Here is a 25,820-nt window from a genome sequence, read left to right as displayed (position 1 = left end):
ATTTGGCTTGTTCCACAGCCTTAGCCTCCGTTCATTTAGTACAATCTGCTTTCGCCCATCCGTTTGGCAAGGTTGTTAGCGGCGATGAGGAAGATGAAGCTGACCACGGTTTTAAACATTCCGGCTGCGGTCGCCAAGCCAAAGTTATTCATTTGCATGCCATATTTCAAGACGAATATGTCCAAATTTTCCGAGAATTCAACATTGATGCCGTTGCCAAGCAAGTATTGTGCTTCGAACCCGGACTCCAGTATATGACCTAGATTCATAATCAGCAAAATGATGATGACCGGCTTCATGCCTGGCAGCGTAACATGCCACATGCGTTGAAGGCGAGAAGCGCCATCCATCTCCGCTGCTTCATACTGAGTAGGGTCAATCGTTGTAATGGCGGCCAAGTAAATGATGGTGTTCCAGCCGACATTCTTCCAAACTTCCGTTACTCCGAGGATACCCCAGAAATATTCGCCTACCCCTAACCACAGAATAGGATGATCGATAAGCTGCATGCGGAGCAGCAGCACATTGACTATACCTTCGGGCGCCAGCGCTGTTTGCACAATATTTGCAGCGACAACCCACGAAATAAAATGCGGCAAGTAGCTGATCGTCTGCACCGCCCGCTTAAAGTAGACCTTGCGCAGTTCATTCAGCAGCAGTGCCAGCACGATGGCCGTTACAAACCCCAGTACCAGATTGATCGAGCTCATAACAAGCGTATTGCGCAGGACGAGATAAAATTGTTGTTCTTGGAATAAAGACCTGAAGTTATCCAATCCGATCCAAGTTTGGTCGAATAGATCCTTTGCCAATCTGAATTTTTGAAAAGCAATCGTCCATCCCCAGAGCGGAAGATATTTAAATATGACGACCCAAATAAGAAATGGCAATGACATCAGCATCAGCATTTTCTGTTTGGACAATGTTTTGAATAAGGTTCTCAGGCGCGAATCTTCTGAAGACGATTTTGCCATCTGTACTGCATGTTTCTCCACCGATCCGACTCCTTTCCAGCTAAAACGTTCTCTCTCTAAACAAGGGTAGAAGGGAAAAGTGAAGTGGATTCACTTTACTTTCCCCGTTTCAATATCAAAATTCAAAAACCGCTGCTTACCAATTTCCCGCAATACGTTCCTTCACCTTAGAGGTTATAAATGCTTCAAAGCCGGCAGGCTTCAGCTTATTAAACTCTGCGAGATAGTCATTCCAAATGGATTCGAAATCCGCTTCAGAAGAAAACACCATTTTAGGATAAAATTTCTGCTGGAGATCTCCGGCTTTCTGATTGAAGATTTGCTCGGGTGAACCCTGTTCTTTCTCGATGCTCCAGGCAGGGTACCATGGGCGCTCCACCGGCTCAGCGAAGAAACCGGAGAAGGTCTTCAAGCCGTAAGCTTTAAGCAAGGCTAGATCGCCTTCTGTATAATTGACCTCAGCTACTTCCGGTTGGCTGGTAGGCACATGGGCGTTACCGTCCTCGTACAACGAGTTGTTGCCGTACCGCGGCCACTCATAATCGAAATAGGCCCAACCGTATTTACGTTTAAATTCATTGTCGTTGCGGTTGGCGAGCTGCTCTTTGCTCATAACGAAACGGCCTTCTTCATTCACCGAATAGGTGACATCTTTCTCACCCCATTGAATGAGCTTCTGATTCTCTTCGGACAACATGTTATCCCAATATTTAATGATGCGTACCGGATCCTCAGCGCTCACGGTAATTCCGAGCCCGCGGTTGTTGACGAAGGAAGGAGGATCGATATAGGCATCCGTAATACTTTCGTCGAAGACAATGGGAAGCGCCACGTAACGCAGATCATCATTGCCCGCCGCTTTCAGGTTGTTCGTCGCATCGCCAATCTGCCAAGAATAGTTGACATATCCAAGTACACGTCCGGATGTAAGTTTGGCTAGGTACTGGTCTTTGTTTGCGGTAAAGGTCTCCGGATCAAGCAAGCTTTTCCGGTTCATTTCGTTTAATGAGGCAAGCCAGCGCTTCTCATAATCAGTTCCCATATAAAGCTTGGCTTCATGTGTCTTCATGTCAACCATAACGTTGCCATCGTTCGGATATCCGGCTAGATGCATCGGTTGATTGGTAATTGTGAAAAACTCACCAGCTGTGCCCGCAAAGGTTAGGAAGCCAATCGTGCCTTTTCCGTCTACGGAAGGGTATTTGGCTTGATACTGCTCGATCAGATCAAAATATTGATCAAGCGTTTTCACTTCCGGATACCCAAATTCTTTCAGTACGCGTCGTTGCATCCAAAACGTACTGGTCGCGTCCGGCTCCTTCAAGTAGCCGTTTACATTGGCCGTGAAAGGCAGAATGTAGATGTTGCCGTCCTCATTCGTAATCTTGTCCATGTAGTCGCCGTATACACGCTTAATGTTAGGACCGTACTTTTCGATCAAATCATTGAGCGGGATGAACGCGCCTGCATCCGTAAGCTTCGAAAGCTCGCTTACCGGGGAGATGACATCAGGGTAATCACCGCCGGCAATCATAACGCCGGACTTGGTACTTGCATCTCCTACAACATACTCCATTTTCCAGTCTACTCCAGTCTGCTCCTGGAGAATCTTGCCGATGGTCGTGTTGCTGGCAATCACGTCTTTATTCGTTCCGAATGCGAAATAATCGTAGGTTACCGGGTCTGTACTGACCTCTCCATTCGTTCCGCCTGTCTCCGTATTGCTTCCTTTTGGCTCATTATTCGAGCAGCCAGCAAGGATGAATGTCGCAGCCGTTATTACGGCTAGGCTCGTTTGCAGCCATTTTTTCTTGCGCATTGATATATCCCCTTTCTCTATCAAAGTATTGTAAGCACTTTCAGTATAGAAGAAAGCGTTTAATATTGTTATACAGCAAACCTTAGATCGATCTTTGAATAATTAAGATCTTCTTTGGCATGTTCAGTCTTTTTTATCCAGCGGTAGACGCAGCATGATCCGTGATCCTCCTCCTGGATCACTGTCAATCGTAAAGGTGAACGAATCACCGTAGCATATTCTCAGGCGAGTAATCACATTTTTCATTCCGATGGAATCGCCCATGATAGCCTCCTCATGGAGGTAATGATGAAGCTCCCGTATCTTCTCTTGATCCATGCCTACCCCATTGTCCGCAATGAGGAAGACAATTTCCCCTTGTTCTTTCGCGATCTGAATCGTAATATACCCAATGCCGGGCACATTCTCGATGCCATGAATGCTTGCATTTTCTACAAACGGCAAAAAGGTCATCTTCGGAATTTCAGTATCCAAAAGGGATTGATCGACTTCGATATGATAGTCCAATTTACTGTCAAAACGGTATTTCTGAATTTCCAGGAAGCTTTCCATCAACTCAAGCTCCTCGCGAATCGTAACGAAGCTCCGTTTCCAAAGAATCGATTTACGAAAGATTTTTGCCATGTTCTGAATGGTCCTGGCTGTTTGTATCTCGCCCTTCATCTGGCTTCGCATGCGGATCGTCTCCAGCGCATTGAATAAAAAATGAGGGTTGATCTGGCTATGCAGCGCATGTAGCTGGGCTTGTCTTTGGCTAAGCTCCAGCTCTTTCTTTTGTATCTCCGTTTCATACACATCATTGATCAGGTTCTCGATCCGCTCGCTCATTCGGTTGAACTCCACTGCAAGCTCGCCAACCTCGTCACGTTCCCGATGGTAAGGAATACGTTCGAAATTTTTGCCTTTTACGGACTTCATGTGTTTCAGTATTTTTTGAATGCGCGTATGGATCGAGCGGGAAACCAGCACGATTACGATCGTAGGCACAAGAAAATTAATCCCTGCAAACCAAAGGATAAATTGACCTGATTGCCTGACATCATACAAAATTTTCTCTTCATCCAACACGCCGTATACCGTCCAGTCTCCCAAATAGCGATTATTGCGATATTGCTTGCTGATTACGATTGCTTTATCGGGCTTGGGTATATCATTGAGGCTTAGTGTCTGCTCTGTTGTGATCTGAACACTTGGTTGACCGCTGGACAGTCTGCCGTAACGGGCTTGGGAAGTCGGATCCAAAAAGTAAAAATCCCCCTTAAAGCTGGATAAATCAAGAATTTGATTCATATAATCCATATTCAAGTCTATTTTCATCACATGCTCATACATCTCGGTCCGGCGATCGGATAGCTTTTGAATAACGCTGATACTGTCGGATGTTACGTACAAATAGGGATACGTATTATTGAGATTTTTAATTTGATGGTACCAATCCGCGTTCCGCATCTCGTCCTCAAGTCTGATGATGTGGCTCGAGGCCAGTATCGTCGGATTGTCACTCATAATGACAACGGAGCTGATGGTTTTGTACTCCTTATCGGCCCGGTTGAACAGATTCGAAATGTCATTCAGCGACTCCACATAGCGATCATGAGAAGCATGAACGATGTTTAAATGATCGTTGAGCTGCTTGTTAATCGAATACAGATAGGAAATACCTGCCGCATCTTCAATGACTGCCCCTAATTCGGCTTTCAATTGATTGATTGCTTGTTCCGCATCTGCCGTTTTCTGATTTTTTATGTTAATGGTTGTCACATGATAGAACATCACGTTAGTCAGTACGATCGGTACGAATACGCACACAATATAGATGAAGACCAGCTTGTTCCGGAGCTTCAAATGATGAAAACGAAAGTTTGGCACGAGGGGGAGCCTCCTTATTTTTTGCCGATCATCTTATTGCGATAATCTGTTGGCGTCATGTTCTCCAGCTTTTCAAACTGGGCAGCAAAATAATCGGCATTCTGGAAGCCTACGAGATCCGCGACTTCATACATGCGTTTTTTCGTTTGCCGCAGCAGCCGCTTTGCCTCCTCGATGCGAAGCGAAAGCACATATTCATTGAAATAAACGCCGTAATTTTTGCGAAACAGCTGTCCGAGGTAGACCGGATTCATATGAAATTCGGAAGCAATTCCTTTCAGATAAATATTTTCTTTGTAGTGGCTGTCGATATATTTTTTTACTTTTTCAATACTGCCCTCGTTCTTTTCTCCGCGCTTTTCCGCGATATATTTAGCTGCTTCTTCTATAAATTGCAAGAAAACATGCCTTAGCTGCTTCAAATTGYGGTATTTCATCTGCCAATTGAGCAACTCGTCCAACCATTGCAAATCTTTTTCGTTTCCTTCCAGCTGCCGGATGATATTGATGATAGCAATCATTATTCGTCTTATCGTATTCGTAACTGCGCCTGAAGCGAAATGCCGCTCCTGAAAGGAGTTAAAAATCGCATCAATAGCAGAGTTATACCCATCCTTTCGATTCGCTTCAATCTCATAAATGAGCTTGCTATGCAGTTCTTCATCCACATCAAAATAATATAAGGGCAGCTCCAGAAGCTCCGATGCCATAAAGATGCCGTTAACGCCGGCGGCAAAACGATAATTCAAGCATTCCTCGGCACTGGTCCCGGAGTGAGCAATCCGCTTCAAATGGCTTGCCGTATGACCTATATACAAAGCTATAGTCGTTGCAAGCTCCGTCTCCAGCATCTCAAGCAGCTTGGCGTAGCTTGTCCACGCGGACTCGCTTTGCTTGTCCAGCCAAAACTGGGGCACAATAATGCCATATTGATTGTACGCGCGTACATGAATGAGCAGAGGTTGTCCCTCATGATGAAAATATTGCTGGAGCGATCTTTGCAGCGCGGGAAAGTAGTCGATTGTCCCATGAGGCCGTTCATCCTGTATTTCTGCAATGAAATAGGTATACGAAGAGGATAGCGGAAGCTCCAACGCAAGGGCAATCCGCGCCATCACTTGCTCGCTTGGTTCGGTCTGCAGCAAGCTTTCGATTACGATTTCGATAAGCGGCTTTTCTCTCGTTATCGATAAGAGCTGTTTTTGATTTAGCGTAATGGCTATTTTTTTCAAGGTTGCTGTAAGCTCTTGTTCATCAACCGGCTTTAGGATATAATCCGACACATTGAAACGAAAGGCTTGCTGAGCATATGAGAAATCGGGGTACCCGCTTAAGATGATAAACAGCGGTTGATGGTCGCCTTCCGCTTTTACCTTTTGGATCAGTTCCAGACCGTCTAACACGGGCATGCGTATATCCACAATGACTAGATCAGGGGTAAGTTGTTCGATAAGCTCCAGTGCTTGCTCCCCGTTTTCTGCTTCCCCGCAGATTTCAAATTGTTGTGACGACCAATCCATCAGACTGATCAATCCCTTGCGCACAAAAATCTCATCATCCACGATTAGTACTTTATACATGAATATTCCTCCTTCGTGATATCATTTAAGGCCGATTAATTAGAGCAAACCTATTAATATGGAATTTATTATAAGCAGAATTGAAGTATAAACTCATTTATACAATCAAATTCATAGTAATTGCAAGGAATTACATAACGTGAGGCTATCGAATATACTATTGAGGATCATGGTCATGAACTCAACAGATAGAGGGAAGGTGCTGAAATCGGCAGATGCAGTCTAACGCATAACTTCAAGGATGTGGAATCCGTGATCGACATCGATACAAAATTCGGCGACATCAGCCGGATGACTATTATTACGAAGCACTCCAGATTGCCCGTAATAGGTCGTTTCTCTTACATGTCTATTTCTTAATGCAAATTAGGAAGTAAACAACGGGTAAGGATGTAAAGAGTTGCACATTGTTGCCCAAATATAGATCGAATATACTGAAAGCGTATACAAATAGGGGCTCCTGAAGTGATTATGAAACCGGAGGTAAGAATATGGATACGCAAAAGATAGCAGGTAAAGGCCTAAAAGGGTTCATGATCTTTCTGATTACAGCACTCGCTCTTACGGCTTGTACGTCGGGCGAAAACGGCAAGCCGGAGAATGAAGTGAAGCCTTCGGCCACAACGGGCACCACGAACAGCGGTGGCAATTCTGAAACGAGCGAGGGAGCGGAAGATGGTCCATTCGTGAAATACGATCCGCCAATCGAAGTGTCGTTCGTCAGACATCTGAGCGACGTCGTCGAGAATAACGTGCTCGGCGTATTAAAGGACGAAACGCTGGAGAATAACCGCTGGACCCGTGTGTATGAAGAAGAGCTTGGCATTAAAATTGTCAACGATTGGGTAGTCAAGGGAGATATTACGTCGGATCAATATTTGCAGAAAATCAATGTGACTTTGGCGTCGGGAGACTTGCCGGATTTCATTCCGGTAAATGCAACACAGCTTAAGCAGCTTGCGGATTCCGACCAGATCGAAGACGTGACAGAGCTGTACGAGAAATATGCTTCTCCTGCCCTTAAGGAAGCTTTGCTGCAGGAGGGATCCAGTCCGTTCGACGCGGTAACGCTGGACGGAAAGCTGATGGCAATCCCAATGGTGGAGGCTTCTATCGAACGTTCGATGTTCATCTGGATCCGCACGGATTGGATGGATAAGCTTGGCTTACAGCCTCCGAAGACGATGGCCGACGTACTTGCGATATCCAAGGCTTTCACGGAGAAGGACCCTGACGGCAACGGCCAACCGGATACGTTTGGGCTTGGCTTTACCAAAAGTCTATGGGGCGGCGCGATGGGTCTGGAGGGCTTCATGGCAGGCTACAACGCTTTCCCGAATATTTGGGTGGAGGATGCTTCAGGAGGCCTTGTCTATGGAAGCATTCAGCCCGAAGTAAGGACGGCGCTTCAATCGCTGCAGGCAATGTCCAAAGGCGGGCAAGTGGATCCGGAGTTTGGGATTAAGGATGGAAGCAAAGTATCCGAGCTGATTGCCGGAGGCAAGATCGGCATGCAATACGGCGAGCAATGGAATTCGATCTATCCGCTTCAATTGAACAAAAACGTTGATGCTAATGCGCAGTGGCAAGCGTTTCCGATCGTCACGGAGTCCGGCGATATGGCTAAGATTCCGCTTAAATTCAGCACGGCCCGGTTTTATGCAGTGAAAAAGGGTGTCAAACATCCAGAAGCGCTGATTAAGCTGTTCAACATGCATTTGGAGAAAATTTGGGGCAAAACGGGCGACTTTGGTTATTATTTCGCACCGCCTGAAGCCGAGAGCGTATGGCAGCTTTCACCGGTAACTCCTTACCCGTTGAAGAAAAACGTCGAAGCGTTCCGCGCAATTGACGCAGCTCGCAAGGCAGGCGATATGTCTACGCTAACGGGTGAAGCAAAGACGATTCAGGAGAAGATGGACTCGTATTATTCGGGCTCGAAGGAAGGGTTTGCCGTATGGGGCTGGGAGCGAATCTACAGCGAGCAGGGCTCGATGGGCATTACGGACCAGTACGACAAAAACAACCAGTTTCTTCTTGAAAAGTTTGTAGGAGCTCCAACGCCGACGATGGTGGAGCGCAAAGCGACGCTCGAGAAGCTGCAGAACGAAGTGTTCGTCAAAATCATACTAGGCGACCCGATCGAAACCTTTGACAAGTTCGTGGAGGATTGGAAGAAGCTTGGCGGAGAACAGATAACGAAAGAAGTTAACGAATGGTATGCGAGTACGAAATAAGAGACTGACAGCTGGCGAATGAACGGAGAAGAGTAGAGACCGGAGAGTGGTTCCCCTCTACTCTCCCTGTTTCATGACCGCATAGGAGGGACAACATCGAATGGGAGCCAAGACAAGGAGAGAGCTGCCGCTGCACTTGATGATCGTGCCGGGGTTAATCTTTATCATTTTATTTTCTTATGTGCCTATGGCCGGAATTGCAATCGCTTTTCAAAAGTTTATACCTGCCAAAGGCCTATTTGGAGATCAGCAATGGATCGGGTGGGACAACTTTTCCTATGTTTTGCAATTGCCGAGCTTCACGCAGGTGTTGTTAAATACATTGCTGATTTCAAGCTTCAAACTCATTTTGGGACTGTTAGTGCCGCTCGTGTTCGCTATTCTTCTAAACGAAGTCAAGAACGCGGTGTTGAAACGTACGGTTCAAACGACAATCTATTTGCCTTATTTCCTTTCATGGGTCGTGCTTGGCGGCATTCTGATCGATATTCTTTCGCCGTCAGGCGGAATCGTGAATGGACTTCTAGAATCGATGGGCTTGCCCAAAATCTTTTTCCTAGGGGATAATAATTGGTTCCCCTTTACGCTGGTGGGATCCGATGTTTGGAAAAATTTCGGGTATGGAACGATTGTGTATTTGGCAGCCATTACGGGCATCGATCCCGGTTTGTACGAGGCTGCGACAATCGACGGCGCCAACCGCTGGCGCAAAGTATGGCATATTACGCTGCCGGGGATGAGAATGGTCATCGTGTTGTTGTCCGTGCTGAGCTTAGGACAGCTATTGAATGCCGGCTTTGATCAAGTGTTTAACCTGTATAGCCCCCAGGTATACGAAAGCGGTGATATTCTAGACACCTTCGTCTACCGAATCGGTTTGCTTGATGCGCAATACGGCGTGGCTACGGCTGTCGGATTTTTTAAATCAATTGTCTCGCTGATCTTGATCTCGGCTTCTTATTTCTTTGCCTATCATTTTGCTAAATATCGGATCTTCTAGGAGGCGAGAAGCCATGAGCCATTCATTTAATAGAACGAAGACAAGAAAAGCAGGGAAGCTTGAGTGGTTTCCGATCGTCAACACGATCGTTCTGGTGCTTGTAGCCATACTCTGCATATTTCCGCTTATTCATATTATCGCGATCTCATTCAGCTCCAGCTCGGCTGCGGCTGCGGGGCAGGTTAGGCTCTGGCCCGTTGACTTCACGTTGGCTTCCTACGAATACACCGCAAGCCGCGGTGAGTTCTGGCAATCCATGTGGGTTTCCGTTAAGCGGCTGGCGCTTGGAACGCCGTTAAATTTGCTGCTGACGATCATGGTTGCTTACCCGTTGTCGAAGGAGTCGAATGCGCTTCGATTCCGGCTAGTATATGCTTGGGCGTTCTTCCTGACGATGCTCTTCAACGGTGGTTTGATCCCTTGGTACGTAACGCTTAAGGAGTACGGGCTTCTCAATTCAATCTGGGCCCTTGTGCTGCCGGGGGCGGTTCCGGTATTCAGCATTATTTTGCTGCTCAATTTCTTTAGGGAGGTCCCTAAGGAGCTGGAAGAAGCAGCACTCATTGACGGCGCGAGCCAATGGACGACATTATGGAAAATATACGTGCCCATTTCGAAGCCTGCCCTTGCGACACTAGCGCTATTCGCCATGGTGGAGCATTGGAACAGCTGGTTCGACGGGTTGATTCTTATGGGAAATCCGGACAATTATCCATTGCAGAGCTACATTCAGACGATCGTCATCCAGCAGAACCTGTCCAACGTGTCAAGGGACGAACTTCTGAATTTGGCCCTTATCTCCGATAGAACGCTGAAGGCCTCACAAATCTTTTTAGGTTCGCTGCCCATCATTATGGCATATCCATTCCTGCAGAAATACTTTGTGAAGGGTATCGTGCTCGGCAGTGTAAAGGGTTAAATGGCAAGCGGAAAAGGACAGGAGGAAAAAAATCGGATACAATGAAAGAAAACGGTGGGGGAGACGTTGTTGTTCAATGGCCATGGTATTTCGCTCAGAAACTCGATCTTTCTGCGTCTGCTTCTTACCTTTATGCTCATTATGCTGCCCATGTGGTCGCTCGGCGTGTATATCTATAACTGGATCGTTCAAACAGCACGTGAAGATATTTCCAAGACAGCTGTATCGCAAATCGCCTATTATCTCTCAGACATGGAGAAAGAAATTGAGCGGATGAAGCTGCTGCAATATAGCCTTCTGGATGATGAGGACTTAAATGAACTGGCACTCACTTGGGAGACTATGGACACGATCGCCCGTATGGAGCATATCAATTCTTTGTTGAAGCGGATTTATACCATAAAGAATAGCAGCATTTACATTCAGGATGTCAGCGTTCATATCGCTCCCATCGGCAAGACTTTGTCAGGAGATGGGGCACGGGAATTCGACGAGGAACGTTACTTGGGTATTCGCTCTGTGTTCGGAAGCGATTCCCAAATCATAGAGTGGAATGGCGGCCTCTTCCTAAGTGCCTTCAAGCCTGGCGGGAGCAAAGAGGCGGTACCGCTCTTCACCGTAGAAATCGCGTTGGACAGTAAGGTTCTCCAGGATGAACTAAGCCAATTCAACTTGTACGCGGACAGCGGAGCAATGCTGGTGCATGGAACGAACGGCGTCGCAATCACCAACGGAGTTGACGCTTTCCCGGAACAAGACATGGCCGGCTTCCTATCGAAGTCGAATCAAGTCATACATCGCGATACAAATACCGTAGACTTATCGAATATGCGGTATTACTACGTGCATGCGGCTTCTGAGAAGCTGGAATTATCACTATTTCGATTCATACCGGGACGGGTATTCCAGGAGCCGCTTGACCGCTTCTATACCTGGGCTTGGTTATTTCTTACCTTGTCGTTAGCCATCATTGCCATATATGCTTTATCTACCTATAAATTCATTCATAAACCGCTATTAACCTTTGTGAAAAGCTTTCGAAGAATGGAGAGCGGGGATCTGGATATCTTCATCGATCATGCCTCGAAGGATGAATTCCGTTATTTGTACGGCCGGTTCAATCAAATGGTCGCAAACCTTCGTGCTCTGATCGATCAGGCGTATAAGCAGAAGATATTGGCCCAGAGGGCCGAGCTCAAGCAACTTCAATCCCAAATTAATCCCCATTTTCTGTACAACAGCTTTTTTATTCTCAACACGATGGCGAAGACGGGAGACACGGATCGTATTGAGCAATTCACGACGCTGCTGGGAGAATATTTTCAATTTGTAACGCGCAATGCGTCGGACAATGTGCAGCTTAAGCATGAGATCAGGCACGCGCGCATGTACACTGAAATTCAGGAGATGCGCTTCTCAAGGAGGATACGGGTTGACTTTCAGCCGCTGCCACCTGAATGGAACACCATGCTCGTTCCAAGGCTGATCGTACAGCCCATCATCGAGAACGCTTTCGAACATAGTCTCGAGAAGAAAGCTCGCGACGGTTTAATCGTGTTGCGCTTCGAGAAGGATGCAGAGGAAGCGCGAATCATCGTGGAGGATAACGGAGACCGCCTCACAGACGAGGATTTGGAGAGAATGACGAGGTCGCTGTGCCAAGCGGATGAACAAGGAGAGATTACCGGCATGGTTAACATCCATCGTCGCATCCGAATGACGCTGGAAGGAGGCGGGCTGACAGTCGCCCGCAGTAGTCTGGGAGGCTTGCAGGCGACGCTGAGTTTGCGGGCAGAGAAAGGAGGGAGCGGCGATTAGGCTGTTAATCGTGGATGATGAAGAAATTATTACCGACGGGCTGTACGAGATTCTTAGCAAGCTGCAGCTGGATCTGGATATGTACAAGGCGTACTCGGGTGAAGAGGCGCTGCAATGGCTGCGGAGAACGCGGTTTGACATTGTACTCTCCGATATCGCAATGCCGGAGATGGACGGTCTGGCCTTAATGGACGAGATCCGATCCAATTGGCCGCATTGCAAGCTCATCTTTCTTACCGGATATCATGATTTCGAATCGATGTATCAAGCCATTCAATGGCCTGGTGTTCGTTACTTGCTTAAGAGCGAAGGATACAATAAGCTGATTGATGCAGTAGGCCAAGCGGTTCTCGAGATCGAAGAGGAATTGAGGACGGCTGATCTCTTGCAAAGATCTAAGGAAAGCCAAATTTTTCTGGAGACGCTTGCCATTGGCAATTATGTGCGTCATCTTCTGTTCGAGGGTGGAGCCGACGTTGCGAAGGAAGAGAACTTTAGCAGACTGAACATCCCGTTTGATCCTTTCCTTCCCGTTCTGATCGCCCTTGGCAGCCTGTCCTTGGCGGAGTCGTTCCGCTCTTACGCCGATCGCCAGGAAACGGCTTTAAAGGTGAAGCTGCTGGCGGACTCGTATCTGGGAAAGAGAACGAGGAGCCTAGGCGTAATCGATCGTTACGGCGATCTCGTCTGGCTTGTCCAGCCGCTTCCGTCTCAAGAGGCAATAGAAATCGCTTTCGAAAAGACGGTAACGTTTCTGGAAGGCATGTTCGAGATCATTCAGGACGCCAGCAAGGAATCGCTGTCCGTTAAGCTATCCGTCACGATGAGCGCCGAAGAGACGGCATGGGAATCATTGCCCAAAGCATACGATAAGCTAAGGGAACATGAGCACTTGCGGGTAGGGGACGGAACGCAAATGGTACAATCCGTGCGACTTCGAGAGGCAGAAGCATCCTCTCGGATGCGCTGGCGTTTTCCACGCGAGAAGGCTGAGATGCTGACGGCTCACCTGGAAGGCGGCAGGAGAGCAGAGTTTCATGGTTTGTTCGATGAATTGACGAGGCCAGCCATAGATGGGAGTTGGCCCTCGCCGTATGCTTCGGAGCTGTATTACTCGATAGCTCTTGCATTGTTATCCTACTCCAACCGATGGAATGAGCAAGGACAGCTTTCGGCTGGAAACTTCATGCAGCTGGATGCTTTCCCCTCTTGGCAGGATCGCTTTGGCAGCTTGAAAACGGCCGCGAAGGAAATGTTTGATGTGCGGGAGCGAGGGGAACAAAGCCGCGCCATAACAGCCGTCGACAAAATTTGCGCATTCATTGACGTACATATTGCCGAGGATTTATCACTCGTCCGCCTTGCTGACGAGATTCATCTCAATCCCTCCTATTTGTCGCGATTATTCAAGCAGGAGCGCGGCGTCAAGCTGTCGGAGTATATTGAGGACGCAAGGTTCGCGAAAGCCAAAGATCGGCTGAAAAACACGGATTGCAAAATTGGGGAAATCGGAATCAGCGTCGGGTACGAAGCCGCGCATTCATTTACCCGCGTATTTAAAAAGTGGTCGGGTATGTCCCCTCAGGAATTCCGGGAGCAGGCAGGAATGCGGAATCAGATGTCGAACCGTATATAAGCAAAGATTGAACTTGAAGGTGGTTGTAAGAAATTATGCCGATCATACAAGCCGTTGAACGGGCGCTGCTCATTCTGGAATTATTCGATGAACGGACCCCGGAGCTGAAGATAACGGAAATCAGCGCCAGAATGGGATTGCACAAGAGTACAGTTCATTCGTTGGTGAAGACGCTGCAGGCTCGCGGCTATATGGAGCAGGATGTTGAAACGGGGAAATATCGCCTTGGCTTGCGGCTAATTGAGAAGGGACAGCAAGTGCTGCAGTCAATGGACATCAGGCAAGTTGCCAAGACTAGCCTGGAGCAATACACGCAGAGTACTGGGCAGACGACACATTTGGTCATATTGGATGGCGATGATGGCGTATACATCGACAAGGTGGAAGGGCATCTCGCTCCGATCCGTTACTCCCGGGTAGGTAAGCGCGTCATGCTGCATACCAGCTCCGTTGGCAAGCTGCTATGTGCTTATCAGCCGCAGGATTGGATCGAAGGCTTGCTTGAGCGTTACGATTTCGTTCGACTGACGGAGAAGACCATCATCGGCGCGGCTGCATTCCGCCGCGAGCTGGAGCTGGTCAGGCTGCGCGGTTATGCGATCGACGACGAGGAAAACGAGATCGGCGTCAGGTGCGCGGCCGTACCCGTGTTCGATCATCATGGGCTAACATCGGCGGCGATTAGCGTCTCGACGTTACGATCGCGAGTAGACGATAAGGACCTCGAGAGGTTGATCGTCGAATTGAATCAAACCGCAGCGGAAATTTCTCAAAGACTGGGACATCGAGCGTAGCTGTCCTCGTCTAGCAACGATTATTTGCCAAAACACACCTCTAAACGCGGTCAATCATCTTCGAGAGGACCCGATAGAGGTTTTATAATAGCTATATTATAGAACGTCGTACTATATTATAAAACCAGGAGTGATGTTATGAGGTTAATTCAATTTCAGGATGGCGTGCGTAAAGTACTAGCTGCGGTAACCGACGATGAGGCGTTTTTTGCGCTGCAGGACAAGGATGTATGGGAATTGTTCCGTAGAGCCGAACGGCTGGGCAAGACGCCGCTGGAGATTATCAATGCCGATATAGCTGACGGTACGCCTTTGGAAGAAGAGTGGAATACGCTCGAGCTGCTTTCTCCGGTGGATGCTCCGGAGGTATGGGCGGCAGGAGTCACGTACCAGCGAAGCCGAGAAGCGCGCAACTACGAAGCGACCGGCGGCAAGGCGGATGCAGGCTCAACGTTTTATGATCTAGTCTATGATGCCGAACGTCCTGAACTGTTCTTTAAATCGACATCTGCACGTACTGTCGGTCCCGGAGGGAATGTCAAGCTTCGCAGCGATTCCACTTGGCAAGTGCCGGAGCCCGAGCTTGGACTCGTATTAAATGCCGCAGGGGATATCGTGGCGTACACAATTGGCAATGACATGAGCTGCAGGGATATCGAAGGGGAGAATCCACTTTATCTCCCGCAAGCGAAGATCTGGAAGCAGTCCTGCTCAATAGGGCCAGCCATCCGGCTCGCCGAGACGACACAGGATCCCTATGATCTGGACATGCGGCTGCGCATCTATCGGAACGAAGAAGCCGTCGTCGACATAGCGGCGAATACAGGGTTGCTGAAGAGGAGACTGGATGAGCTTGTGTCGTTTTTAAAGAGGGACAATCTTTTGTTCGACGGAACGGTGCTTCTAACGGGGACTTGCTTGGTTCCTCCGGACAGCTTCACGCTGCAGCCGCATGATCGCATTGAAATCGAGATTAAGCATATTGGAACGTTAATCAATAAAGTCATAGCCTAATGAATGGCATAAAAAAGGAGGAGAGCTGAATATGGAATCATTACAGAACTATTCGAATTATATCGGCGGCGCGTGGTTGCCGCCGCAACGAGGGAAATCAACGACAAGCGTTAACCCGGCGAACCGCAACGAAGTCGTCGGCTGCGTACCCCTGTCGACTCGGGAGGATCTTGAAATGGCCGTTTCTGCCGCAAACGCGGCGCGAGGGTCCTGGCGCAAGCTCTCGGGCGCACAGCGAGGCGCATTTCTGTATAAAGCGGCTGATGTGTTGGAGAGGCGGCTTGAAGAAATCGGCCGTATAATGACGCGCGAGATGGGCAAGACGCTGCCGGAAGCGAAAGGGGAAGCGGCTCGTGGAGCGGCTATTCTGCGCTATTATGCCGGCGAAGGCATGCGTAAGGTCGGAGACGTCATTCCTGCTTCGGACGCCGATGCGTTCATGTTCACGACACGCGTCCCATTGGGCGTAGTAGGGGCAATTACGCCATGGAACTTTCCGGTTGCGATACCCATCTGGAAGATCGCGCCGGCCCTGATTTACGGAAACGCGGTTGTATGGAAACCTGCTTTGGAGACTGCGGTCACCTCGGCATTCATAATGGAATGCTTTCTTGAGGCCGGTCTGCCTAAAGGGGTTCTGAATATGGTCATCGGCGAAGGGAAGGAAATCGGGCAAGGACTTGCCGAGCATCCGGATGTACATGGCATCACGTTTACGGGCTCGAATGCGGTAGGGAAGTCCGTCGGACAGGCGGCTTTCGCACGCGGCGCGAAATATCAGTTAGAAATGGGCGGGAAGAACCCTATCATAGTGGCAGCCGATGCGGATCTTGATTTGGCGGTGGAGGCGACGATCAGCGGCGGGTTCAAGTCAACGGGCCAGAAGTGCACAGCGACGAGCCGCGTAATCGTCGTACAGGACGTGTATGAAGCCTTTCGCGACAAATTAATTGAAAAGACGGCTTCGATCCGGGTCGGTAACGGCTTATCAGAGTCTACATGGCTTGGTCCTTGCGCCAATGAGAAGCAATATGAGACGGTGCTAGGGTATATTAGGGCCGGGAAGGAAGAAGGGGCGAAGTTATTGCTTGGTGGGACGCGGCCTGAAGAAGAGGAGCTTCAGAACGGTTTTTACATCACTCCTGCGGTTTTCGAGGACGTCCATTCGCATATGGCTATCGCGCAGGAAGAGATCTTTGGTCCCGTGCTTTCGCTAATGAAGGCTGCCGATTTGGCCGCGGCTATCGAGCTGGCTAACGATGTGCCGTTCGGCCTCAGCGCATCCCTTTATACAAAGGATATCGCGAACGCACTTGCGTTCGTACAGGAAATGGAAGCGGGACTCGTACGCATTAATGCCGAGACAGCAGGCGTAGAGCTTCAGGCGCCGTTTGGAGGAATGAAAGGCTCCAGCTCTCATTCAAGAGAACAAGGACAAGCGGCGATCGAATTTTTCACTTCGGTCAAGACGGTATTCATGAAGCCATGATCGGCTTCCATCCATAAGGAGGAGCGAGGAATGAACAAGGATTGGGAACACATCGTGGAGCCCCGCGGCGACGAGCTCTACCGGATTTCCACCCATGCGCCGGGGCCGCCGGGATCATTGCCGCTTACCCCGGAGTTGTTAAGAGAGTTGCCTAGCGGCGACTTGTTCGGATGGTCTCAAAATGTGGGGATGGGCTTGCCAACCTCGCGCTTGGGAGGAAGGGAGATTTTGCTTTTAAGTACGCTTGGGGGCATACGGCGGGATGACGGCAAGCCTGTTGCATTAGGTTACCACACGGGCCACTGGGAAGTCGGCCTGTTAATGGAAGCCGCAGCTGAGGAAATCAGCGCAGCAGGCGGGATTCCATTCGCAGGTTATGTCAGTGATCCATGCGATGGCAGGTCGCAAGGGACAACGGGGATGTTCGATTCGTTGCCTTACCGGAATGATGCTGCGATCGTGCTTCGGAGGCTGATTCGTTCATTGCCAACACGCAAGGCCGTGATTGGCGTCGCGACCTGCGACAAGGGATTGCCAGCCATGCTGCTTGCCTTGGCGGGAACGCCATCGCTGCCTGGAATTATCGTGCCCGGCGGCGTGACGCTGCCGCCGACGTTTGGCGAAGACGCCGGCAAGGTGCAGTCCATTGGTGCACGGTTCGCGAACGGAGACATCACGCTTGAGGAAGCGGCGGACATGGGGTGCCGGGCATGCGCTACGCCGGGCGGAGGCTGCCAGTTCCTTGGCACGGCGGGAACGTCGCAGGTTATAGCGGAAGCGCTGGGTCTGACGGTGCCCCATGCCGCGCTAGCCCCATCCGGACAGCCGATATGGACCGAGCTTGCCCGCCAATCGGCGAGAGCGGCCATATCCGCAGTGGAGCAAGGCGTTACCGTAGGTCGGGTTCTAACTGATTCCGCGATTCGCAACGCCATGGTCGTTCATGCCGCGTTCGGCGGATCCACGAATCTGCTTCTGCATATTCCGGCAATTGCGCAGGCGGCGGGGCTGCGAGTCCCCGATGTTAACGATTGGACGACTATTAATCGCAGCGTGCCTCGCATAGTAAGCGTATTGCCGAACGGACCGGTACCGCATACGACTGTTCGAGCTTTCCTTGCGGGCGGCGTACCGGAAGTCATGCTCCGTCTGAGAGGACTCGGACTGCTGGACGAATCGGCGCTAACCGTATCCGGCAAGACGTGGGGAGACGTGCTTGATTGGTGGGAATCATCCGAGCGGAGGCGGCGCGTGCGGGATTTGCTGCGCAGCATCGATGGCATCGATCCTGAAACGGTCATCTACTCCCCCAAGAATGCAAGCGCCGCCGGGATGGCCTCTACCGTAACCTTCCCGATCGGTAATCTTGCGCCGGAAGGTTCGGTTATTAAATCGGCTGCTATTGACCCATCTGTCGTAGACGAGAGCGGCGTATACAAGCATTTGGGGCAAGTCAAGGTGTTTACGACGGAGCGAGACGCTATTAAGGCGATTAAAACCGGAAATATATCGGCAGGCGATATTATGGCTCTAATCGGCAGAGGGCCGAGCGGCACCGGCATGGAAGAAACGTACCAGCTTACATCCGCTCTTAAGCACCTGCCATACGGCAAGGAGGTGTCTTTGCTAACCGATGCGCGCTTCTCCGGCGTATCGACAGGCGCATGCATCGGTCATATCGGTCCGGAAGCGTTGGCCGGAGGACCGATCTCCAAGCTGCGAGACGGGGATTGGGTCGAAATTGTAGTGGACTTGAAGGAATTGTCTGGCAGGATTAATTTCGTAGGAGAAGGAGACGAACGATTCGACTACGAGGAAGGCGCTCGGCGTTTGCAAAGGCGTCAGCCCCATCCCTTGCTTGCGCCGGATCCGGACTTGCCGGACGATACGCGGCTATGGGCCGCGCTTCAAGYAGCTAGCGGCGGAATATGGCGGGGCAGCGTCTATGACGTGGACCGGATCGTCAAACTGTTGGAGGCCGGAAAGGAAGCGTTGGATTCCCATATCCGGAAGTAGAAGAGGGTCGATAGGTTATCTACGATAACCCCATTATTTGGGCGGTTTATCCGAACCTTGACTTCATCCGGGTAGATGATTACTACTATATGGCCAATACGACCATACTTATGGTTCCGGGCTGTGTGACTTTGCTCTCCTTTTATCTGATACATAGGGAAACGGCAGCATTCGTACATTGTTAATGTCGTCTTTATAAGTTCTATAGAAGAATCAATGGCCACGTCTTCATGATGTGGCTTTTATTTATTTCGGCGATCTTTTTTAATCTTTTGGCTAGAAAAAAATAAATATCTCATCAAGGTTTGTTGGGCATTTTGTTTATCATATGATGTTCGACATAAAGCTCACTCGGTACGATGGGAGTACGCAACGAGTCACTGTCCTACGAATCCCGTCATTAAGGAGGAGTGTCAAAAAGGATGCTCTCCACATTGCCGACATGTTTAAGAAGGTTGCTGCTTTAAGATAGAATTGCGCAAACGAGCAACGTATTTCGAACAAAAGAAGGAGCAGCTGCCTCGGCATCTGCTCCTGTTTTCATGTATCGTCCATCCTAGGCTTACTTGGAAGAGAGAGACCTGCATCTTTGGTTCCTTTTCACGATTAGGTACGAAATAGACTTTTCGAGTTTATGCCGAAGGACCAGATCAATCGGTCGCACTTTGCAAAAAAAGCAGCATAATCTATTCACATACAATTTGCAGGCAGGCCTAATTTTAAAAATGAAGGTTTGATTATCTGGAAAGATGTATTGCGCGATGACGCACATTTGTGTAATATAACATATAAATGTAATAGTATAATAAAATATGTTATAACGTACATTTTGATTGAGCTGAGAATGGAGGAATTCGAATGGCAAGCCCGATTTTATCTTCGTTTATAACCGAACAACTGGCCGATCTGAAGGTCCAAGGGCTATACAATACGATCGAACCGCTGGAGAGCGCGAACGGTCCGATCATCCGAATGGGAGGCCGGACGTTCGTGAACTTGTCTTCCAATAATTATTTGGGATTGGCGACAGACAAGAGGCTCGTAGAAGCTGCCGTTCAGGCCACGATACAGTTCGGGGTCGGCAGCGGCGCCGTTCGCACGATAAATGGGACGTTGTCCCTTCACATCGAGCTGGAAGAGAAGCTGGCGGCGTTCAAAGGAACCGAAGCGGCTGTCGCCTATCCGTCGGGATTTAACTGCAATATGGCAGCGATCTCGGCCATTATGGGCGATGGGGATGCCATTCTGTCGGATGAGCTTAACCACGCCTCCATTATCGACGGCTGTCGGCTGACGAAGGCGAAGGTCATCAGATATAGACACTCCGATATGGACGATCTTCGGGAAAAGGCTAGGGAGGCCAAGGAGTCGGGCCGGTATGCGAAAATCATGGTCATCACGGATGGTGTGTTTTCAATGGACGGCGATACCGCAAAGCTGCCCGATATCGTGGATATCGCGGACACCTATGACCTAATCACCTATGTGGACGACGCCCACGGTTCCGGCGTGCTGGGCGGTGGTGCGGGGACCGTGAAGCACTTTGGACTGACTGGCCGCGTCGACCTGCAAATTGGCACATTGTCCAAGGCGGTCGGCGTCGTCGGGGGGTACGTGGCATGCTCGCAATCGGTTGCGGATTGGCTCAAGGCTCGAAGCCGACCGTTCCTCTTCTCGACGTCGCTTCCGCCGGGGGCGGTGGCGGCAAGCATCGCGGCGATCGATCTGCTGCAAGAAAGCCGGGATCTCCAGGAGCAGCTGTGGAACAATGCGGCCTATCTCCAGAACGGCCTCCGGAGGCTAGGTTTCTCTCTCGGTCCGACAGCGACGCCAATCACGCCATGCATCATCGGAGATGAAGAGAAGACGCAGCGCTTCAGCGCCCTGCTGTACGAGGAAGGTATATACGCGAAAGCGATCGTGTTCCCGACCGTACCGAAAGGAACGGGCCGCATCCGAAACATGCCGACGGCCAAGCATACGTCAGAGATGCTCGACCAAGCACTTGCCGCTTACGAGAAAGTGGGCCGTGAGCTCGGAATTATCGGATAGGAGGAATGCGAGATGAAGCGGATACTGTTAACCGGCGCGCTTGGACAAATCGGGAGCGAGATGGCGGTCAAACTTCGGGAGTTGTATGGGGATGACGCGGTTTTAGCGACCGACATTCGAGAAGATCGTAGCGAGGCAGCACAGGGCGGTCCGTTCCGGCTTCTGGACGTTACCGACGGCCGGGCGTTCCATGATGCGGCACGGTCGCACCGGGTGGATGCGGTCATCCATCTGGCAGCGTTATTGTCCGCGACGGCGGAAGCGAAGCCGATGTTTGCCTGGCAGCTTAATATGGGAGGGCTGCTGAACGCGCTGGAGACGGCACGGGAGCTGGGCTGTCAGTTGTTCGCGCCGAGCTCGATCGCCGCGTTCGGTCCAGACGCCCCCAGGCAAGGCACTCCGCAGGACACGTCACTGCGGCCGGTGACGATGTACGGGATTAGCAAAGCTGCGGGCGAGCAGTTGTGCGAATATTATTACAGAAAATATGACGTGGACGTGAGAGGCTTGCGTTTTCCAGGTTTGGTCTCGCACACCGCCCCTCCGGGTGGTGGAACGACCGATTACGCCGTCGAGATGTACGATTATGCCATCAAATGCGGCCGTTATACCTCATACATTGGCAAAGGAACATTCCTAGATATGATGTATATGCCGGATGCGATAGCGTCCGTCGTCAGCTTAATGGAAGCCGATGCTTCCCGGTTGAAGCGACGCAGTGCCTATAACGTCACGGCCATGAGCGTCGATCCTGAAGCGATCGCGGCCAGCATTCGCAGACGGCTGCCGGAGTTTGAGCTCCGTTTCGACATCGACCCTCTCCGACAGGCGATCGCGGACGGTTGGCCGGACGCGATCGACGCCTCGGCCGCGTACAAGGAGTGGGATTTCCAGCCCGTTTATGATCTGGACCGGACGACCGACGAAATGCTGGCGACCCTATACCGCAAGCTTCCTGATGGCGAGAAAGGCGCGATTTTGTTATGATACGGTAGAGTTGTACGAAATGACGAAATTGCGAGGAGGCTGATTCCTGTGGAGCCCATTCATAAAAAGGTCGGTAAAAATTTGCACGCCATTCGGAAGTCGAGGAACCTCAGCCTTGACAACCTCGCGGAGATGACCGGTGTGAGCAAGGCGATGCTGGGCCAGATCGAACGAGGGGATTCCAACCCGACGATCTCGGTGCTATGGCGAATCGTGAACGGTCTGGGCATCTCGTTCACGACATTGATAGACGAGGTAGATTCGGACGTCACGATAGCAACGCCGGGCGATCTGGAGCCGTTCTCGGAAGAAGGGGGCACTTACCGTACATTCCCGTTGTTCCCGTATCGGCTGCGTAACAAATTTGAATCCTATCTGGTCGAGATGGAGCCGGGCTGCGAGCACGACTCCGAGCCTCATAACGATGGCGTAGAAGAGTATCTATTCGTCCAGCAGGGTGTACTGGAACTGGAGCACGGCGGCGAAAGCTATAAGGTGACGGCGGGAAGCGCTGTTCATTTTCACGCGAATCAGCTCCATACGTATCGGAATACTGGCGCGGAGACGGCAAAGTTCTTTGCCGTCATCTTCTACGCGGATGCCGCGGCGCGGGGCTGATTAGTTTCCCATCTAAGCCCAATTCAATATGACGCTCTGGCCTTTGCCCGCGAAATCGCGGGCTTTTCGCTTTCGTTTCACATTCCTAACAAACGTGGTGAGATCGTCTGTATGGGCAGCCTGCTTTGTTAAACCGCAGATATCATATGTTCGAAGAGAGACCGTGTTCACTAACAAAACGGTCTCTTTTTTGCGAAATTAAGAAAAACGATTAACTTGTATATCATATTCTTGACAGAATTACATCATTCTTAATAGTCCCTATATTTTGAGAAGCGATTAAAGAATTTCCTTGATTTAACTGGGTTTCTGGAGGAATGTATAAATTGCTTGATGGGAGTTATGGCACTGTGATAATATAATTTTATTATCTAAACGTTTAAATTAATAGGGTAGGGGTGAGAACTTGAAACGGCTTCGTAATGATACTTTTGAAATATGCTTGTCTCCACACGGCACAGTGGAATCCATCCTATTGACAGACGATCCAGAAAAGATGAACTGGGTAATCGATGCGCAATATGTGAAGGACGCTGGATATGGGAATCAGGATAAACGGTTTGGACATTGGAGCGCTAAAATCAATGACGAAATGATTGAAAGCATTAATCTGCAGCCTCATATGGAAGTTATGGATAATCAATCTGCTATTGTTACTTTTTTACACGATACATTTAAAGTCCAGTATGAGTACCTGCTTAATTTTAACGGTGAATGGACATGGACGATTCGTTGTTCAAACCCAACTAATGATTCTATCGTTGTAAAGGGATTTCATAGCTGGTTTTCTCTTGCGTATATAATGTTCCGTGATCATGATGTTTTGAGGAACATGAATCACTCTTGCGCGGTATTCCCGCATTTGGGAGGGGATTTTTCCAAATTTGCAGCTATGCGAAGGAGCAACGAGGCTCCTCATCTGGCCATATACAGCACGGGCGAACGAGTTAGCGCTTTCGGTACGTATTGCAGTTATGTGAACCGTTTTTTGGAACAGGTTTCTCCGTCATTGGATGGCATATTATACCACCGATTGTCATTTGTTGAGGATGGAAGCTCCATGGAGCAGTCTGCGGACAGTGATTGGATTTATGGTGGAGATTACTCGTCTATTACGCTTGAGCCTGGCGACGAAAGAACATGGTCCTTTGTTTTTACGCCATTTAAACACCAAGAGGATTTTTATAAAAAGGCGAAAAAGTACGGGCATCCGCATTGGACATATTCGCCCGTGACGACTACGGAAGGAAAGTTTTTTGCAGAAGTGATACTGCCGGAAAATGATTCTTTGCTTGGCGTTAAGCTTTTAAGCGTAAGAGAAGAAGGCGGTACCGTTGAGGAGATCGACATTTCAAATGAGTTTCATATGATTTCTGATGAAAAATCTAAACGTTTACGTGCGGTGCTGCCACTAAGGTCAGCTGGAGAGATCAAGATAGTAGCTATACTCGATAACGGAAAATATGATGTATTGGTAGGAAATGTCCTTGAACCCATCCATAAAATACTCGAAGAGAGGGCAGTTTGGTTATGCAACCATAGCTTTAATACGTTCCAAGAAACTCGCCCTTATGCCTGTTTACCTTTATCGAATCAAGGAGAGTCGCTTGGCAAATTATCTTTTATTCTAATGAAAAATCTTCTATCTGCTCCTATGCCGGAACAAATCAGTAAAGTTGAAAGGTCTGCTTTCCATGATCTCAAACACCATTGGTTTGAGGATGGGGATTTTATGAACCCTAAACCGCTGTATGGATCTTTTTACCGCATGTATGATTTTGATTACATTGGTCACGTATTTTATTTATTATCTCAATTTGATGAATCGCATTTGCATTATGGAAAACCAGAAACCTATTTATGCTGGGCCGCAGAGGTCATGTGTATGCGATTGGATCCGGATTGTCACCAGCACAAACGCGAAAAAGAAGAAGCCGGGCTTGTAGGCGTTTTTATTTTATATATTGGCGACTTGTTACAGCATTTGAAAAGGAGGGGATTCGTTAATTGGTACGAGAAGCTTGACAAGCTATGGACAGCATTTGTAAAAAGCCTAAAACAAGGTTCGCAAGGGTACCAAGGGGCCGTGACGGAGCATTTCTATGATAATGCAGGATTTGGTCTTACTTGTGAAGCGTTGTGCATAGCCGAATTAACGGATGAAGCAAAATTGTACGCCCCGCTGATTATTGCGAATATCGGATTTAGCAACGATTATAGAGCGAATGCTCCGGATCGGTGGTGGGAGGCATTGTCATTCATGACGCATTCCTTATGGGGAGGACTAGTAGCGGGTGCTGCTCGGGCTACTTATGAAACAATTGGAGACACGCAATTGCTGGAAGCAGGCTATCGAGCCGCAATGGCTGTTTTTAATTGTTACGATTGGAATGTTTACTCGACTACACGCAAACTAAAACCTGGTGAGGCAGCTTCTACGTACAGCATTGCGGCTCCGAATTTAAATATGCCCGAGATTTCCAGAAATCGTTTTGGGCAATCCATATTTAAAAAGTCGAGCGATCCCTTATTCAGCAGCCTGTTTTCTACTATTGAAGGCGACGACTGGGACATGGGGGAAGAACTCGTTGCTTATATGCTTGGTTTCGGTTCGACGACGTATCTTTATACGGATGAAGAAGGCGGGCTAAGCTGCGTAAACGGTTTTATTGAGCCGAGAGAAAAGGGATGGGAAATTACGAGCTATGCCGCATATCCGACTAAATATGTCATGAGGGAGAAAGGACTTGCATTCGTTTCAAAAGCAGGTGAGCTCGTAAGGAGCGTATTATTCATGGATGATACATTTGAAAGCGCAAAAGTTAATCGTTAACAAGCTGATCTGGAAAAAAAAACGAAAGCCGGCAATTCAGCGACGGCTTTCGTTTTTAAATAGATAAGACTTCATATGTTTCACGCGATAAAGCATTCTTTCATTGCTACGAGAAACGAATACCCTCCTCTTGCAGAGGACGGCGAAGCCTTTTCTTCTTGAAAT

17 protein-coding genes are annotated in these 25,820 nt (G+C 49.2%); 13 read left to right on the top strand and 4 right to left on the bottom strand.

What is annotated here, in order from left to right:
- Positions 1-35 precede the first annotated feature (35 nt).
- The 4 genes from AB4Z29_RS11545 to AB4Z29_RS11530 all read right to left on the bottom strand — a co-directional run bounded on the left by AB4Z29_RS11545 (position 36) and on the right by AB4Z29_RS11530 (position 6,242).
- A complete protein-coding gene (locus AB4Z29_RS11545) occupies positions 36-974 on the bottom strand; it encodes an ABC transporter permease (RefSeq protein ID WP_441943294.1) in 939 nt (312 codons plus the stop codon).
- Between the two features lie 136 nt (positions 975-1,110).
- Positions 1,111-2,793 (bottom strand): ABC transporter substrate-binding protein, encoded by a 1,683-nt coding sequence (locus tag AB4Z29_RS11540; protein ID WP_441943203.1) that lies wholly within the window; start codon positions 2,791-2,793, stop codon positions 1,111-1,113.
- A 123-nt stretch (positions 2,794-2,916) separates the two neighbouring features.
- Positions 2,917-4,662 carry a sensor histidine kinase gene (locus AB4Z29_RS11535; protein ID WP_441943202.1) on the bottom strand — a complete coding sequence of 582 codons (1,746 nt, stop codon included), beginning with the start codon at positions 4,660-4,662 and terminating at the stop codon, positions 2,917-2,919.
- A gap of 14 nt (positions 4,663-4,676) precedes the next feature.
- A complete protein-coding gene (locus AB4Z29_RS11530) occupies positions 4,677-6,242 on the bottom strand; it encodes a response regulator transcription factor (RefSeq protein ID WP_441943201.1) in 1,566 nt (521 codons plus the stop codon).
- A 491-nt stretch (positions 6,243-6,733) separates the two neighbouring features.
- Here AB4Z29_RS11530 and AB4Z29_RS11525 point away from each other — a divergent pair, with 491 nt between their 5' ends.
- The 13 genes from AB4Z29_RS11525 to AB4Z29_RS11465 all read left to right on the top strand — a co-directional run bounded on the left by AB4Z29_RS11525 (position 6,734) and on the right by AB4Z29_RS11465 (position 25,655).
- The gene (locus AB4Z29_RS11525; RefSeq protein WP_441943200.1) at positions 6,734-8,479 is read left to right on the top strand and encodes an extracellular solute-binding protein; all 1,746 of its coding nucleotides are present in this window, start codon (positions 6,734-6,736) and stop codon (positions 8,477-8,479) included.
- Between the two features lie 100 nt (positions 8,480-8,579).
- Positions 8,580-9,479: an ABC transporter permease gene (locus AB4Z29_RS11520; protein ID WP_441943199.1), complete on the top strand. Its 900-nt coding sequence runs from the start codon at positions 8,580-8,582 to the stop codon at positions 9,477-9,479.
- Between the two features lie 13 nt (positions 9,480-9,492).
- A complete protein-coding gene (locus AB4Z29_RS11515; protein ID WP_441943198.1) occupies positions 9,493-10,398 on the top strand; it encodes a carbohydrate ABC transporter permease in 906 nt (301 codons plus the stop codon).
- A gap of 69 nt (positions 10,399-10,467) precedes the next feature.
- Positions 10,468-12,216: a sensor histidine kinase gene (locus AB4Z29_RS11510; protein WP_441943197.1), complete on the top strand. Its 1,749-nt coding sequence runs from the start codon at positions 10,468-10,470 to the stop codon at positions 12,214-12,216.
- A 10-nt stretch (positions 12,217-12,226) separates the two neighbouring features.
- A complete protein-coding gene (locus AB4Z29_RS11505) occupies positions 12,227-13,852 on the top strand; it encodes a response regulator transcription factor (protein ID WP_441943196.1) in 1,626 nt (541 codons plus the stop codon).
- Between the two features lie 35 nt (positions 13,853-13,887).
- A complete protein-coding gene (locus AB4Z29_RS11500) occupies positions 13,888-14,646 on the top strand; it encodes an IclR family transcriptional regulator (RefSeq protein WP_441943195.1) in 759 nt (252 codons plus the stop codon).
- Positions 14,647-14,784: 138 nt separating this feature from the next.
- Positions 14,785-15,660 (top strand): fumarylacetoacetate hydrolase family protein, encoded by an 876-nt coding sequence (locus AB4Z29_RS11495; RefSeq protein ID WP_441943194.1) that lies wholly within the window; start codon positions 14,785-14,787, stop codon positions 15,658-15,660.
- 31 nt (positions 15,661-15,691) lie between these two features.
- On the top strand, positions 15,692-17,149 hold the full coding sequence (gene gucD, locus AB4Z29_RS11490; RefSeq protein WP_441943193.1) for an alpha-ketoglutaric semialdehyde dehydrogenase GucD: 1,458 nt from the start codon (positions 15,692-15,694) through the stop codon (positions 17,147-17,149).
- Positions 17,150-17,179: 30 nt separating this feature from the next.
- Positions 17,180-19,165, top strand: coding sequence for a YjhG/YagF family D-xylonate dehydratase (locus tag AB4Z29_RS11485; RefSeq protein ID WP_441943192.1), 1,986 nt, complete (start codon positions 17,180-17,182; stop codon positions 19,163-19,165).
- A gap of 858 nt (positions 19,166-20,023) precedes the next feature.
- Positions 20,024-21,217, top strand: coding sequence for a glycine C-acetyltransferase (locus AB4Z29_RS11480; RefSeq protein WP_441943191.1), 1,194 nt, complete (start codon positions 20,024-20,026; stop codon positions 21,215-21,217).
- Between the two features lie 12 nt (positions 21,218-21,229).
- The gene (locus tag AB4Z29_RS11475) at positions 21,230-22,204 is read left to right on the top strand and encodes an NAD-dependent epimerase/dehydratase family protein (protein WP_441943190.1); all 975 of its coding nucleotides are present in this window, start codon (positions 21,230-21,232) and stop codon (positions 22,202-22,204) included.
- Positions 22,205-22,252: 48 nt separating this feature from the next.
- Positions 22,253-22,822 carry a helix-turn-helix domain-containing protein gene (locus AB4Z29_RS11470; protein WP_441943189.1) on the top strand — a complete coding sequence of 190 codons (570 nt, stop codon included), beginning with the start codon at positions 22,253-22,255 and terminating at the stop codon, positions 22,820-22,822.
- 406 nt (positions 22,823-23,228) lie between these two features.
- The gene (locus AB4Z29_RS11465; RefSeq protein ID WP_441943188.1) at positions 23,229-25,655 is read left to right on the top strand and encodes a hypothetical protein; all 2,427 of its coding nucleotides are present in this window, start codon (positions 23,229-23,231) and stop codon (positions 25,653-25,655) included.
- Positions 25,656-25,820 lie beyond the last annotated feature (165 nt).

Source organism: Paenibacillus sp. 2TAB23 (genome assembly GCF_052115165.1).
Lineage (GTDB): Bacteria > Bacillota > Bacilli > Paenibacillales > Paenibacillaceae > Pristimantibacillus.
The sequence above is the reverse complement of the archived record's forward strand: the minus strand, read 5'-3'. Positions and strand labels throughout refer to the sequence as shown.